Origin of the sequence: Pigmentiphaga sp. CHJ604, from assembly GCF_036972535.1 — a bacterium.
GTDB classification, from domain to species: domain Bacteria; phylum Pseudomonadota; class Gammaproteobacteria; order Burkholderiales; family Burkholderiaceae_B; genus Pigmentiphaga; species Pigmentiphaga daeguensis.
The window spans coordinates 2,648,595-2,662,704 of the sequence record NZ_CP136998.1; the positions used below are offsets into that span (position 1 = coordinate 2,648,595).

The following is a 14,110-nucleotide window of genomic DNA, read 5'->3' on the forward strand; positions in this document are numbered from 1 at the left end:
GACCATGATTGATTTGCACGATGTACGGTACGTACGGCTCGGTACCCGCAACATTGAAGAGTCGACCCGCTACGCTCAAGAGGTGCTCGGGCTCGAACTGGTGCGCACCGAACAGGGTGCGCGCTACTTCCGCAGCGACAGCCGCGATCACACGCTGGTGTACTTCGAAGGCGACAGCAACGACCATACCACCGGCTTCGAACTGGCCGACGCCGCCGGCATCGACGCCGCGGCCGCCGAGCTTGACAACGCCGGCTACCGGGTCAAGGCCGGCTCGCGCGAAGAGTGCGAGCAGCGCCGGGTCGAGGGGCTGGTCAATTTCATCGACCCGAGCGGCAACAGCATCGACCTGGTAGTCCGTCCGCACCACAGCGGGCGGCGCTATTTCCCGTCGCGCGACGCCGGCATTACCGGCTTCAGCCATATCGGGCTGCGCTCCAGCGATCCGGCGCGCGACGAAAAATTCTGGACCCAGGTCATGAGCGCCAGGGTGAGCGACCGCCTGGGCAACTCGCCGCTGCTGCGGATCGACCCGGTCCACCACAAGATCGCGCTGTTTCCATCCAGCTTCGCCGGGGTCCAGCACATCAACCATCAGGTCGAGGGTATCGACGATATCATGCGCGCCTACTACATGCTCAAGGAGAAGGGCGTGCGGATCGTGTTCGGGCCGGGGCGCCACCCGACCTCAGGCGCGATGTTCCTGTACTTTGCCGGACCGGACGGCATGACCTACGAATACTCGACCGGCGTGCGCGTGTTCACCGAAGAAGAGATGTCGACGGTCAGGCCGCGCCAGTTCCCCTTCGAGGCATCGACCTCGCTGTGCATGTGGGGATCGCGTCCGGATATTCCCGAATTTAAGAGCTGACCAGGAGACACGATGCAGGCAACGACGGAACAAGCGATGGCGGCCGGCGCTAGTGAAGAACGCCTTGCGCACCTGCAGGCCCAGGTGCGCAAGGCTGCGCGCGCGATGGGCCGGCACGGCCTGGTGCACGCGTTCGGCCACGTCAGCGCGCGCCTGAACGACACCGAGTTCCTGGTGTGCGCGGCGCGCCCAATGGGCTGCCTCGACGCTGACGACCAGGGCACCGTGGTGCCGGTCGAGGGACCGTTGCCGCAGGGCGTGCTGGGCGAAGTCCGGCTGCACCAGCAGATCTACAAGGTGCGGCCCGACGTCGGCGGCATCTGCCGCATCCTACCGGCGCGCGTGATCGCGCTGTCGACCATGCGCCTGACGCCGTCGGCCCGCCACGGCAACGGCTCGTACTTTGCGCCGCACCCGCCGCTCTGGGACGATCCGCAACTGGTCCGCGACGACGACAAGGCACAGGCGATCGCCGCGCTGCTCGGCGGGGCCCGCGCGATTGTCATGCGCGGCAATGGCGCCGTGGTCGCGGGCAGCAGCATCGAGGAGGCGGCAGGCCTGTCGTTCCTGCTGGAAGAGGCGGCGGCGCTCGAACTGACCGTGCGCGCCGCGGGCGGCGGGCAGGGCGGGACGCTGCTGTCGGACGCCGAGGCCAGTGCGCGCGCCGTGTCTACGGGCGGGATCTTCGAACGCTTGTGGGAATTCCTGACGCATGGCGACCCGGAACAGAGCGGGTCCGACCGGGCGAATATCAGGTAACACGAGTTTTTATTCAGGCAAGACCGGCACAGGAAGGCAATCAAGACCTTCGCCGGATTTTTTAAAGGCAGCAAGAGGAGACCATGATTACCAGCTCAATTCCCCGCACCGTCGCAGGCGCGCCGGCCATGACGGCCGCTACCGCACAGCCGGGTGCGGACGCGTGCAAGATCGGGATCAAGAATCTTGTCAAGCAATTCCAGACCAAGGACGGTGTCTTTACCGCGGTTGACAATGTGTCGCTTGATATCCCATCGGGCGAATTCTTTACCATCGTCGGCCCTAGCGGCTGCGGCAAGACCACGCTGCTGCGCATCCTGGCGGGCCTCGAGCAGGCCAGCAGCGGCAGCGTCGAGATCACCCGCTCTGGCCAGCAGCGTCCGGCCAATTCGATGGTGTTCCAGGGCGATTCGCTGTTCCCCTGGATGACCGTGTGGGACAACGCCGCGTACGGACTGAAGATGCGCAAGGTTCCCGCCGCGGAGATCCGCGACGTGGTCGGCCACTATCTCGAGCGCACCGGCCTGACCCGCTTCAGGAACGCCTATCCGCACCAGCTCTCGGGCGGCATGCGCCAGCGCGTGTCGATTGCGCGCGCGTTTGCCAACGACCCCGAAATCCTGCTGATGGACGAGCCCTTCTCCGCGCTCGACGAGCAGAACAAGACGCTGCTGCAGGAAGAACTGCTGCGCATCTGGGAAGAGACCAAGAAGACCGTGGTGTTCATCACGCACAGCGTCGACGAAGCGGTGACGCTGAGCGACCGGATCATGATCATGACCGCGCATCCGGGCCGCTGCAAGGCCCTGATCGACGTGCCCTTCGAGCGTCCGCGGCGCGTGATCGAGCTGCGCTCGCAAGCCGAATACGGCGAACTGGTGTATCGGATCTGGGGTTACCTGCGTGACGAAGTGCAGCAGGCCAAGTGTCAGGAAGAGAAAAAAGGAGGTGTGAAATGATGAAGGTAGTCGAACTCCCACCGGCGCCGGCGCAAGTGTCCGCCGCCAACCGCGCCAGCTTCAAGACCAGAAAGCTGAGCGCCGGCTCGCGCGACCGCCTGCTCGGCGTGCTGTCGCCGCTCGTGCTGCTGCTGATTTGGGAGATCGCCGCGCGCACCGGCTTCATCGACACCCGCTTCTTCCCGGCGCCCACCTCGATTTTCCAGACGCTGCTGGTGCTGGCCGAGTCGGGCGAATTGTGGGCCAACTCCCGGGCCAGCCTGCAGCGGCTGTTCTGGGGCTTCCTCGTTGGCGGGGTGCCGGCGCTGATCATCGGCGTCCTGATGGGTCTCTACCGCCCGCTGCGCGCAATTGTCGACCCGCTCATCGCGGCCACCTATCCGGTGCCGAAAAGCGCGCTGATGCCACTGCTGCTGCTGATCTTCGGCCTGGGCGAAGGTTCCAAGATCGCGATGGTGGCGATCGGCGTGTTCTTCCCGGTACTGATCAACGCCGTCACCGGCGTGCGCGAGATCAACAAGATCTACCTCGACGTCGGCAGCAACTTCAAGGCCAGCCGCTGGCAGGTGTTCCGCACCATCGCGGTGCCCGGCGCGCTGCCGTTCATCATGACGGGCATCAAGCTTGGCGTCGGCATGGGACTGATCCTGATCGCGCTGGCCGAGATGGTCGGCGCCCACAGCGGCCTCGGCTACATGATCTGGAACGCCTGGGAAATCCTGTCGGTGGACACCATGTACGTCGGCCTGTTGATGATTGCCCTGATCGGCTTCGTGTTCACGCTTGTGATGGATGAAGTAGAACGAATCGTGGTGCCCTGGAAGACCGAGCGCTAAAAAGCGCCTTATGTTGCATATACCAACCATAACGGAGACAGTAACAATGAAGTCAATAGCGAAAATTCAATCGACACTGGGCAAGCTGGTGCGCTCGACGCTGTATGCCTGCGCCGCCGTGGCAGTCTTGAGCGGCAACGCGGCCGCCGCCGCCAAGGTGCGGATCGGCGTGGTCGGCTCCCTGAGCGACGCGTCGATCTATATCGCCGAGGCCAAGGGCTACTTCAAGGACGAAGGTATCGATGCCGAGATCATCCGCTTTCCGAATTCGGCGCAGATGATCGCGCCGATCGGCGCCGGCCAGCTCGACGTCGCGGTGGGCGCGACCAGCGCCGGCCTGTACAACTCGATCGGACGCGGCATCGACATCAAGGTCGTCGCGGACAAGGGCTCGATGCCGCCGGGGCATGGCTACGTCCCGCTGCTGGTGCGCAAGGACCTGGTCGACAGCGGCGCCTTCAAGAGCCTGAAGGACCTGAAAGGCCTTCGGGTCGGCAGCCAGTCGCCGGGCGGCAGCGCATTGTCGCTGCTGAACGAGGCACTCAAGAAGGGCGGCGTGCCCTACAAGGACGTCAAGATCTCGTACATGGGCCACTCGCAGCTGGCCGCGGCACTGCAGAACAAGGCGCTGGACGCGGCCATGGTGACCGAGCCGAATGCGACCCGGGCCGTACAGACCGGGACCGTGGTCCGTTTCAGCCCCCAGGCCGACCAGATCTATCCGTCGCAACAGGTAGCAGTGGTGTTGTACCGCGGCGCCTTTGCCAGGCAGGAAGCGGCCACCGCGACCAAGGTGATGCGCGCGTATATCCGCGCCACCCGCGACTATAACGACGCGCTGGTCAATGGCAAGCTGACCGGCAAGAACTCGGACGAGATCATTTCGATCCTGAGCAAGTCGACCCACGAGAAGGACCCCTCCATCTACAAGGTCGCCACGGCACACGGCTGCCATCCGGACGGCATGGTCAATGTCGCCAGCATGAAGCACGATTACGAGTTCTTCAAGGAGCAGGGCCTGATCACGACCCCGGTCGATATCGACAAGGTCGTCGACATGTCCTTTGCCAGAGCGGTAGTCAAGGAACTGGGGCCCTACAAGCCGAAGTAAGTTCCCGCGGCAGCCCAGGCTGCCGCCCACAACCCCTACAGCAATCCAGAGCGCCGCACATCAATGGTGTGCGGCGGTGATCCCCTGCCGGCAAGCACAAAACGAAAGCGGCTTCGGTCGGTATCAACCACCTGTTCTGACCCGCTGGTCGCGCGAACGTCCGGTGGTGGCCTCGGCCAGATTTTACATTTTTGGAGATAACGTGAAAGACATTCTGAACTTCATCAACGGTGACTACGTGCCGTCGGAGCGCTGGTTCGACAAGAGCGCGCCGTACGACGGCAAGGTCTTCGCCCGGGTCGCCGAGGCCGACTCAGCCCTGGTCGACCGCGCCGTGCAGTGTGCGCGCGACGCGCTGCACGGACCGTGGGGCAAGATGAACCTGACCGACCGGGTCGACCTGCTGTACGCGGTGGCCGACGAGATCGACCGCCGCTTCGAGGATTTCGTCGAAGCCGAGATGACCGACCTGGGGCAGCCGGCGCATTTCATCCGTCACATCGACGTGCCGCGCGGCGCCGCAAACTTCAAGGTCTTCGCCGACGTCATCAAGAATGTCCCGGGCGAGTTTTTCGAAATGGCCACCCCCGACGGGCGCGGTTCGCTCAACTACTCGCTGCGGCGTCCGGTGGGCGTGGTGGCGGTCATCTGCCCGTGGAACCTGCCGTTCCTGCTGATGACCTGGAAGCTGGGCCCGGCGCTGGCGTGCGGCAATACGGTGGTCGTCAAGCCGTCGGAAGAAACGCCGCAGGCAGCGGCCTTGCTGGGCGAAGTGATGAACAAGGTCGGCATGCCGAAAGGCGTGTTCAACGTCGTGCACGGCTTCGGGCCGGACTCCACCGGCGAATTCCTGACCACCCATCCGCAGGTCGATGCGATCACCTTTACCGGCGAGACGCGTACCGGCGCCGCGATCATGAAGGCCGCCGCCGACGGCGCGCGCCCGGTCTCGATGGAGATGGGCGGCAAGAACGCCGCGATCGTGTTTGCCGATTGCGACATGGACGAGGCCATCGCCGGCACCCTGCGCTCGTGCTTTGCCAACGCCGGCCAGGTGTGCCTCGGCACCGAGCGTGTGTATGTGGAACGTCCGGTCTTCGAGGAATTCGTTACCCGCCTGAAGACCGCGGTCGAAACGATGAAGCCCGGCCTGCCGTCCGACCCGGCCAGCGGCATGGGGCCCTTGATTTCGCAGGAACACCGCAACAAGGTGCTTTCGTACTACCGCAACGCGGTCGAGGAGGGCGCTACCGTCGTCACCGGCGGCGGCATCCCCGACATGCCGTCGGAGCTCGCGGGCGGCTCGTGGGTGCAGCCGACCATCTGGACCGGCCTGCCGGACACGGCGACCGTGATGCGCGAAGAGATCTTCGGACCGTGCTGCCACATTTCGCCGTTCGATACCGAGGAAGAGGTGGTCGCCCGCGCCAACGACAACCCGTACGGGCTGGCCTCGGCCTTGTGGACCACCAACCTGGCGCGTTCCCACCGGGTCGCCGCCCAGATCGAAGCGGGCATCGTCTGGGTCAACTCGTGGTTCCTGCGCGACCTGCGCACGCCGTTCGGCGGTTCCAAGCAATCCGGCATCGGGCGCGAGGGCGGGGTGCACTCGCTCGAGTTCTACACCGAACTGAAAAATGTCTGCATCAAACTGTGATCATGGATAAAGAACTCATCACCCAACTCGGCGACGAACTCTACCAGGCCTTGACCGGCCGCACGGTGGTCGACCCGCTTACCAGCCGCCATCCCGGCATCACGATCGAGAACGCGTACCACATCCAGCAGCGCATGATCGAGCGCCGCGTGCAAGCCGGCGAACGCATCATCGGCAAGAAAATCGGCGTGACCTCGCGCGCAGTGATGAACATGCTGGGCGTGTACCAGCCGGACTTCGGCTACATGCTCGACGGGATGATCTACAACGAAGGCGAGGCGATCGACATCGGCACGCTGATCCAGCCAAAGGCCGAGGGCGAGATCGCCTTCATCCTGAAGAAGGACCTGATGGGGCCGGGCATCTCGAATGCCGACGTGCTGGCCGCCACCGAATGCGTGATGCCGTGCTTCGAGATCGTCGACTCGCGCATCCGCGACTGGAAGATTAAGGTGCAGGACACGGTGGCCGATAACGCCTCCTGCGGCGTATTCGTGCTGGGCGACCAGGCGGTGGACCCGCGCAAGATCGACCTGTCGCTGTGCGGCATGGTGCTGGAAAAGAACGGCGAGATCGTCGCCACCGGCGCCGGCGCCGCCGCCCTCGGCTCGCCGCTCAACGCGGTGACCTGGCTGGCCAACACCATGGGCCGGCTGGGCATCCCGCTGAAAGCCGGCGAAGTGATCCTGTCGGGCGCGCTGGCGGCGATGTTCCCGGCCCAGGCGGGCGACAACTTCCGCGTCAGCATCGGCGGCTTGGGCAGCTGCTCGGTGCGGTTTAATTAAGGAAAGAACACCATGACAAAAATTAAATGTGCAATCATCGGCCCCGGCAATATCGGCACCGACCTGCTTGCCAAGCTGCTGCGCAGCCCGGTGCTGGAACCGGTCTGGATGGTCGGGGTCGACCCTGCATCTGACGGCCTCAGGCGCGCCAGCGAGCTGGGCATCAAGACCACCGCGGACGGCGTCGACGGCATGCTGCCCCACGTGCTGGCCGACGAAGTACAGATCTGCTTCGACGCCACCAGCGCCTATGTGCACGCCGAAAATTCGCGCAAGCTGACCGCGCTGGGGGTGCTGATGATCGACCTGACCCCGGCCGCCATCGGTCCCTACTGCGTGCCGCCGGTGAACCTGCTGGAACAGGTCGGCAAGGGCGAGATGAACGTCAACATGGTCACCTGCGGCGGCCAGGCGACGATCCCGATGGTCGCAGCCATCGCCCAGGTGCAGCCGGTGCAATACGGCGAAATCATCGCCACCGCATCGTCGCGCTCGGCCGGCCCGGGCACGCGCAAGAACATCGACGAATTCACCCGCACCACGGCGGCGGCGATCCGCACCGTCGGCGGCGCCAAACAGAGCAAGGCGATCATCATCCTGAATCCGGCCGAACCGCCGATCATCATGCGCGACACCGTGCACTGCCTGACCGAGAGCGAACCCGACCAGGAGAAAATCACGGCCTCGATCCACGCGATGATTGCCAAGGTGCGGCAGTACGTGCCCGGCTACAAGCTGGTCAACGGCCCGGTGTTCGACGGCAACCGCGTTTCGGTATTCCTGGAAGTCGAAGGCCTCGGCGACTACCTGCCGAAATACGCCGGCAACCTCGACATCATGACCGCCGCCGCTGCACGCACCGCTGAAATGTTTGCCGAGGAAATCCTCAAAGGCACGCTCACGCTCGAACGCGTCACCGCCTGATCCAAGGAGAAGAAAATGAACCTCAAGGGTAAAAAAATCATCCTGCACGACAATACCCTGCGCGACGGGATGCACCCGAAACGCCACCAGATCACGCTCGAGCAGATGATCGCGGTGGCCAAGGGACTGGACGACGCCGGCATGCCGATGCTGGAAGTGTCGCATGGCGACGGGCTGGGCGGCGGTTCGGTGAACTACGGCTTCCCGCGCCACAGCGACGTCGATTACCTTCGCGCCGTGATCCCGCACCTCAAGCACACCAAGGTGTCCTCGCTGCTGGTGCCGGGCATCGGCACGGTCGACGACCTGCGTGCCGCGCACGAATGCGGCCTGCACACGGTGCGCGTGGCCACCCACTGCACCGAAGCCGACGTAGCCGAGCAGCACATCATTGCCGCGCGCAAGATGGGCCTGTACACGGTCGGCTTCCTGATGATGGCGCACATGGCCACGCCCGAAAAGCTGGTCGAGCAGGCCAGGCTGATGGCGTCCTACGGCGCCCAGTGCGTGTATGTGACCGACTCGGCCGGCTACCTGCTGCCGGATGGCGTGACCGAGCGGGTCGGCGCGCTGCGCGCGGCCCTGGCGCCGGAGATCGATATCGGCTTCCATGGCCACCACAATATGGCGATGGGTGTGGCCAACTCGCTGGCGGCGATCGAAGCCGGCGCCAACCGCATCGACGGCTCCACCAACGGCCTGGGCGCCGGGGCCGGCAATACCCCGCTGGAAGTATTCGTTGCCGTCTGCAACCGCATGGGCATCGAGACCGGAGTCGACCTGTACCAGATCATGGACGTGGCCGAGGATATCGTGCTGCCGATGATGGACCACATGGTGCGCATCGACCGCGATGCGCTCACGCTTGGCTACGCAGGGGTGTATTCGACCTTCCTGCTGTTCGCCAAGCGCGCCGCCGCGAAGTACCAGGTACCGGCGCGCGACATCCTGGTCGAGCTGGGACGGCGCGGCATGGTGGCCGGGCAGGAAGACATGATCGAAGACGCGGCCTTGACCATGGCCAAGGAAAGGGGACTTGTATGAAACTCGACCAGGCAACCATCGCCAAGCTGGCCGCACACCTGGAAAACTGCGAGCTGGAAGGGCAGGACACCGTCAAGATTACCGATGCCCATCCAGACATGGACTGGGACGACGCGTATGCGATCCAGGACGAGATCCAGCGCCGCAAAGTTGCGCGCGGCAACAAGATCGTCGGCTGGAAAGCCGGTCTGACCTCGCACGCGAAGATGGAACAGATGGGCGTCGAAACGCCGGTGTTCGGCTTCATGGCCGACTATTACGCGATTCCCGAGGGCGGCGAATGCAAGGTATCGGAGCTGATCCACCCGAAGGTCGAACCGGAGATCGCGTTCGTGATGAAGACGGCGCTGAAGGGCCCAGGCTGCCACATCGGCTCGGTGCTGGCCGCAGTCGACTTCGTGATGGCCGGAATCGAGGTGATCGACTCGCGCTACCGCGACTTCAAGTTCGACCTCAAGAGCGTGATTGCCGATAACACCTCGGCGACGCGCTTCGTGGTCGGCGGCCAGCCGCGGCCGGTGTCCGAAGTCGACCTGCGCACGCTCGGCATCGTGTTCGAGAAGAACGGCGAGCCTGTGGCCTTTGGTGCCGGCGCGGCGGTGCTCGGCCATCCTGCAGCGGCCATTGCGATGCTGGCGAACCATCTGGGCGAGCGCGGCCAGGAAATTCCGGCCGGCGCGCTGATTCTGTCAGGCGGCATCACCGAGGCCGTAGCGGTCGAGGCCGGCGACTGCGTGACCCTGCGCATGCAGGGGATGGGCAGCGTCGGCATGCGTTTTGTCTAAACATCCAGAAAGGAAAAGGCCATGCCGTTTGCACAAATCTATATGATAGAGGGCCGCACCGAGGATCAAAAGCGTGCGGTGATCGACAAGGTCACGCTGGCGCTGTCCGAGGCGGTCGGCGCGCCGAAGGAGAACGTCCGGGTATGGATCCATGATGTCCCGAAGGAGAACTGGGGCATTGCCGGGGTCTCGGCCAAGGACCTGGGGCGCTAGGACGGGAGCGCGCGATGCCCTTGTCTGTTGCCCTCATCGAGGAACTGGCCCAATCCCTGGTCGAGGCGGAATGCAGCCGCGGCACGATCGATACCTTGTCGTCGCGCTATCCCGGCCTCGACGAGGCCGATGCATATGCGATCGCCAGGGCCAGGCTGCGGCGGCGCCGGCACGCCAGGACCGGCTACAAGCTCGGCTACACCAGCGCGGCGATGCGCCGCCAGATGAATATCGAGCACCCGAACTATGGCGTCCTGACCGCCGACATGGTCATCGAAGGCGGCACGATTGCCTTCAATACGCTGATTCATCCTCTGGTAGAGCCGGAGATTGCGATCGCACTCGGGCGCGACCTCGCCGGGGGCGGGCACGACAGGAACTCGGTGCTGGCGGCCGCCCCGCTGTTCATGGCGGCGATCGAGGTGTGCGATACGCGCTACCACGAGTACCGCTTCAAAGCGGTCGACAACATCGCTGACAACAGTTCCGCGGCGCGCTACGTGCTCGGTACGCCGATGCCGGTAACGACCGGCTGCGACCTGCGCACGCTGGCCGCCGAGCTGTGGATCGATGACCAATTGACCGACCAGGGCGTCGGCGCCAACGCGCTGGACGATCCGCTGCTCGCCGTCGCCTGGCTGGCCAACCGCTTGCATGCCGAGGGCACGACGCTCAAGGCCGGCGAGGTCGTGCTGACCGGCGGCCTGACGCGCGGCTACCTGGTGCGGCGCGGCCAGCAGATCCGCTCGCGGCTGGCCGGCGCCGGGGATGCGGCGCTGCTGTTTTCCTGAACTTTCACGCTCCCTCATGACGACATCAGACCGACGAGTTTCCGCAGCTGCCGTACCCTCCGCCGTGTGGGTTTCGACCGTCATAACAGGGCGCTGCTTGGCGCGCTGGAGCAAACCGTACTCGCCGTTGCGGTACCGGCGATCGCAACGCAACTGAGCGGCTTCGAATTGATGGCCTGGATCATCGCCGCCTACCTGGTGGCGTCGACCGTCGTCACGCCGATCTACGGCACCGTCAGCGACATGTACGGACGCGGCGCCACGTTGACCGCGGCAATCGTCATTTACCTGCTGGGGACGATCGGCTGCATGCAGGCGGCAACGATACCGGAACTAATCGTGTTCCGCGCCATGCAGGGTATGGGCGGCGGCTGGCTGATCGCGGTGGCGTGAGGTACCCTGACTTTTTCGGACACTCCTGTTTGGTAAACTTCACCGATGGGAGAATTTATGAAACGAACGAAAACATACACGCCGGAGCTTCGCGAGGAAGCGGTGAAACTGGTCTTGGCCCAAGGCCTGACGCTTGAACACGCGGCCACACGCATCGCCATTCCAAAGGGGACCTTGGCCAATTGGGTAAGCGCTGCGAAGAACGGCGCCACACCGTCCGCGGTACCGGGGAGTCGTACCGTCCCCGAGCTGGAGGCGGAAAACGCGAAGCTGCGCAAGGAGCTCGCTGAAGCCGCAACGATCCAGTCCGATGCCGCCGCAGCATCAATGCCGCTTTATACCGGAAATGAACCGAACTCGAGAATTTCCAGGACAGGAAACGAAAACGCCGACCTGTAAGGGTCGGCGTTTTTTTAAGCTATTCTTGGTGGCCCGGGGCGGAATCGAACTACCGACACAAGGATTTTCAAGTCGAGCGTCTTCTTGGTTAAGTTTACTGGAATCCGGTACAGCCTAGTCTTTCGTTGACGTACGCCATGCAGGTCATGACCTTTCCTATGAAACCTTTATGAAATTTGTCGAGGTAGTTTCAGAAGGAACATGGCCACCCTCGTGGCTTTATTGGAAGCTTGTGGAGATGGCCGAATCCACCCGAAATGTACTCGGGGAGCCGGACAACGGCCGGACATTTAGTTGCACGTCTGCGGCTTACCTGAGGAAGATAGCGGGGCGAGCGTCTTTGCCGTCGACGGCGTGCCTCCCCAGTACTCGGCAGCAGACCAGTAAACGCCCAGAAGCCAGCTCCCTGAGGAGTAAGAACTCAGCATTACCGCCACATCCTGATCAAGTCAGGTGAGCTTTAACATGCTCACGCACTTCGATGCCCAACGTGCGTGCGACTGGACGTAGCACAGTAGGCAAAACATTTTCTAAAACCAATAGAACCTTTACTCTTGGCATGATCGGCAACTGGTCGGCACGGGCCTGCGCCTCCAATAATGCTTTGTACTTAACTACTTGAAAAAGACCACGCTGATAATCGTTTTCCACACCATCGGAAACAGCCGACTTTACCTCTACACCAACCCAAGCCTGATCTGATTTGAAAAAGACGTCAATTGTGTCCGCCGAACGTAAAGGATATTCCTCGAATGCTTCCCAGGAGGCGTTCGCACCAAACTCTGATGGATGGGCTTTAACATAAGCCTTCAGGGCCTTGTGAGCAGCAGATTCACCACCGCTTCCACCACCGCCACGCACGCACGGTGGCGCTGGATCAGGTTTTGCATGAAGTGACACAGCGGGAGAGAGGCCCAGTACAGTGAGTACATCATTCCAGTGGCTACCGAACTGCAGTATTTCTGTGTGCTCGCGTAGCACCTTCGCATGCTTTTCTTCTCTGCTCATTCTTTCATTATCGAGCCATCGTTCGCGAACCCAATGCCCGGTAGACCTTGGTCAGGCCCAGACTTAGATACGACGATAGTGGTTAGATACGGGATTGGGCCTACCTCAGACGCCGCGCTATCGATGAGGTGCATAGCCTGTCCAAGCACTTGGCCAAGCCCGCGTGGAGAGGGCATCCCATGCTTATTTCGGCGGCCAAGCCTGACGGCAAGATCCTCGTAAGTGATGGGGCACAACACGCCATCTTGTTACTCCAGCACGTGTGCTATTAACAGCGGAATACATGCATGCGCATATGCTTCGTTACTAAGGTTCCCCGGTGTGTCCTGTTCGTCGCCATCTAAACCGCTGTCATTTTGCGGTTCGCCGACGTTGGGTGCTCCAGGGCTTTGTTGCATAGTAAGCGTGCAGCCCACCCACCTGTAATGTAGCGCCGGCTACGGGCAGACTCGAGGTTTTCTATTTCGAGGATCCCATGACCCGTCAACGCATTCCCGCATCGACCTGGCATGAGCGCGTAGCGCACTGGCGCAATACCGGTCTGTCGGCCGACGCCTATGCCCGCGAGCACGACATCGACCTGGAGAGGCTGAAGTATTGGGCCCGGCGCGTCGAGCGCGCCGCCGGCGGCGCGCAACTGCTGCCGGTACGCATCAGCACCATGGTAGCGTCGGCTCCCCTGGAACTGCGCAGCCCATCTGGCTGGAGCATGCGGATGGACGCTGGCGTCGATGCCGCATGGCTGGCCAGGCTGCTGCAGGAGCTGCGGTGAAGCTGCTGCCCGGATCGGTCTGGCGTAAGCGCCCGGCGAACCCATCTTCCCTCTAGTTTTGTCCCCGGCTAGTGTCCACCTCCTTTAGGTGGACACCATGACCAGGACAGAATTAAGCGTGGTTCGCCCACGGCGAACGTATACGAAGGCGTTCAAGGCGCAGGTGGTAGCCGAGTGCGGCGAACCGCAGAGCTCGATAGCCAGTGTGGCGCTGGCGCATGGGCTGAACGCGAACCTGGTGCATAAATGGCTCAGAATTGCCGAGGCGCGAGCAGATTCCGAGCCGGCCTTTGTGCCGTTGGTGCCGGCAGGCCGCACGCCAGGGACCGGGCAGCCGATCGAACTGGAGATCAGGCGAGCTAGCGTGCAAGTCTCGGTACGTTGGCCGGCCAGCGATGCGATCACTTGCGCGGCCTGGCTGAGCGAGTGGTTGAAGTGATCCGCGTCGATGCGATCTGGCTGGCAACGCAGCCGCTGGATATGCGCGCCGGTGCCGACACGGCCCTGGCCCGTGTGGTGGCGGTGTTCGGCGCAGCCCGCCCGCATCATGCCTATTGCTTTACGAACAAGCGTGCCAATCGCATGAAGGTGCTGGTGCATGACGGCATCGGGGTATGGCTGGCGGCGCGTCGTTTGAACCGCGGCAAGTTCACGTGGGCGAGCGAGATCCACGGCCCGCAGGTCAGCCTCGATGCCGAGCAGTGGCACGCCCTGGTGCTGGGCTTGCGCTGGCAACACGTGGGTCAGGCGGGCACGATCTCGGTGCTGTAGCCCAGCGCAATCGGGCAATGTGCCAATGGTGT

At 63.3% G+C, this 14,110-nt stretch carries 17 protein-coding genes and 1 pseudogene; 17 read left to right on the forward strand and 1 reads right to left on the reverse strand.

Annotated elements, in window-relative coordinates; all coding sequences use genetic code 11:
- The first annotated feature begins 4 nt into the window (after positions 1-4).
- The 14 genes and pseudogenes from R4823_RS12740 to R4823_RS12805 form a co-directional block, all read left to right on the forward strand.
- Entirely contained in the window at positions 5-871 is an 867-nt protein-coding gene (locus R4823_RS12740) for a VOC family protein (RefSeq protein WP_087840959.1), read from the forward strand.
- A gap of 12 nt (positions 872-883) precedes the next feature.
- Complete coding sequence (locus R4823_RS12745; RefSeq protein ID WP_254914664.1) at positions 884-1,630, forward strand: class II aldolase/adducin family protein; 747 nt, start codon at positions 884-886, stop codon at positions 1,628-1,630.
- An 83-nt stretch (positions 1,631-1,713) separates the two neighbouring features.
- Positions 1,714-2,589 (forward strand): ABC transporter ATP-binding protein, encoded by an 876-nt coding sequence (locus R4823_RS12750; RefSeq protein WP_254914663.1) that lies wholly within the window; start codon positions 1,714-1,716, stop codon positions 2,587-2,589.
- A complete protein-coding gene (locus R4823_RS12755; protein WP_254914662.1) occupies positions 2,586-3,425 on the forward strand; it encodes an ABC transporter permease in 840 nt (279 codons plus the stop codon). Before R4823_RS12750 ends, R4823_RS12755 begins: the two co-directional genes overlap by 4 nt.
- A gap of 46 nt (positions 3,426-3,471) precedes the next feature.
- The gene (locus R4823_RS12760; RefSeq protein ID WP_338618896.1) at positions 3,472-4,536 is read left to right on the forward strand and encodes an ABC transporter substrate-binding protein; all 1,065 of its coding nucleotides are present in this window, start codon (positions 3,472-3,474) and stop codon (positions 4,534-4,536) included.
- A gap of 202 nt (positions 4,537-4,738) precedes the next feature.
- Complete coding sequence (locus R4823_RS12765) at positions 4,739-6,193, forward strand: 2-hydroxymuconic semialdehyde dehydrogenase (protein ID WP_087840956.1); 1,455 nt, start codon at positions 4,739-4,741, stop codon at positions 6,191-6,193.
- A gap of 2 nt (positions 6,194-6,195) precedes the next feature.
- A complete protein-coding gene (gene dmpE / locus R4823_RS12770; protein WP_087840955.1) occupies positions 6,196-6,978 on the forward strand; it encodes a 2-oxopent-4-enoate hydratase in 783 nt (260 codons plus the stop codon).
- 12 nt (positions 6,979-6,990) lie between these two features.
- Positions 6,991-7,902, forward strand: coding sequence for an acetaldehyde dehydrogenase (acetylating) (locus tag R4823_RS12775; protein WP_087840954.1), 912 nt, complete (start codon positions 6,991-6,993; stop codon positions 7,900-7,902).
- Between the two features lie 15 nt (positions 7,903-7,917).
- Positions 7,918-8,946 carry a 4-hydroxy-2-oxovalerate aldolase gene (gene dmpG / locus R4823_RS12780; RefSeq protein ID WP_087840953.1) on the forward strand — a complete coding sequence of 343 codons (1,029 nt, stop codon included), beginning with the start codon at positions 7,918-7,920 and terminating at the stop codon, positions 8,944-8,946.
- Positions 8,943-9,731 carry a 2-oxo-3-hexenedioate decarboxylase gene (gene dmpH / locus R4823_RS12785; protein WP_338618902.1) on the forward strand — a complete coding sequence of 263 codons (789 nt, stop codon included), beginning with the start codon at positions 8,943-8,945 and terminating at the stop codon, positions 9,729-9,731. The genes dmpG and dmpH overlap by 4 nt, the downstream gene beginning before the upstream one ends.
- Positions 9,732-9,752: 21 nt before the next feature.
- Positions 9,753-9,944: a 2-hydroxymuconate tautomerase gene (locus R4823_RS12790; RefSeq protein WP_087840951.1), complete on the forward strand. Its 192-nt coding sequence runs from the start codon at positions 9,753-9,755 to the stop codon at positions 9,942-9,944.
- 14 nt (positions 9,945-9,958) lie between these two features.
- Complete coding sequence (locus tag R4823_RS12795) at positions 9,959-10,735, forward strand: fumarylacetoacetate hydrolase family protein (RefSeq protein ID WP_087840950.1); 777 nt, start codon at positions 9,959-9,961, stop codon at positions 10,733-10,735.
- 66 nt (positions 10,736-10,801) lie between these two features.
- Positions 10,802-11,128, forward strand: a complete 327-nt coding sequence (locus tag R4823_RS12800; RefSeq protein ID WP_338618904.1) for an MFS transporter — start codon at positions 10,802-10,804, stop codon at positions 11,126-11,128.
- A gap of 57 nt (positions 11,129-11,185) precedes the next feature.
- Positions 11,186-11,422: pseudogene (locus tag R4823_RS12805) on the forward strand (transposase); the annotation flags it as partial.
- 549 nt (positions 11,423-11,971) lie between these two features.
- Here R4823_RS12805 and R4823_RS12810 read toward each other — a convergent pair.
- Entirely contained in the window at positions 11,972-12,535 is a 564-nt protein-coding gene (locus R4823_RS12810) for a hypothetical protein (protein ID WP_140416909.1), read from the reverse strand.
- Positions 12,536-13,010: 475 nt separating this feature from the next.
- Between R4823_RS12810 and R4823_RS12815 the strand changes: the two genes are divergently transcribed.
- The 3 genes from R4823_RS12815 (at position 13,011) to tnpB (ending at position 14,078) form a co-directional block, all read left to right on the forward strand.
- Entirely contained in the window at positions 13,011-13,307 is a 297-nt protein-coding gene (locus R4823_RS12815) for a hypothetical protein (RefSeq protein ID WP_087838252.1), read from the forward strand.
- Between the two features lie 97 nt (positions 13,308-13,404).
- Positions 13,405-13,746, forward strand: coding sequence for a transposase (locus tag R4823_RS12820; RefSeq protein WP_140416844.1), 342 nt, complete (start codon positions 13,405-13,407; stop codon positions 13,744-13,746).
- The gene (gene tnpB, locus R4823_RS12825) at positions 13,734-14,078 is read left to right on the forward strand and encodes an IS66 family insertion sequence element accessory protein TnpB (RefSeq protein ID WP_140416843.1); all 345 of its coding nucleotides are present in this window, start codon (positions 13,734-13,736) and stop codon (positions 14,076-14,078) included. Before R4823_RS12820 ends, tnpB begins: the two co-directional genes overlap by 13 nt.
- Positions 14,079-14,110 lie beyond the last annotated feature (32 nt).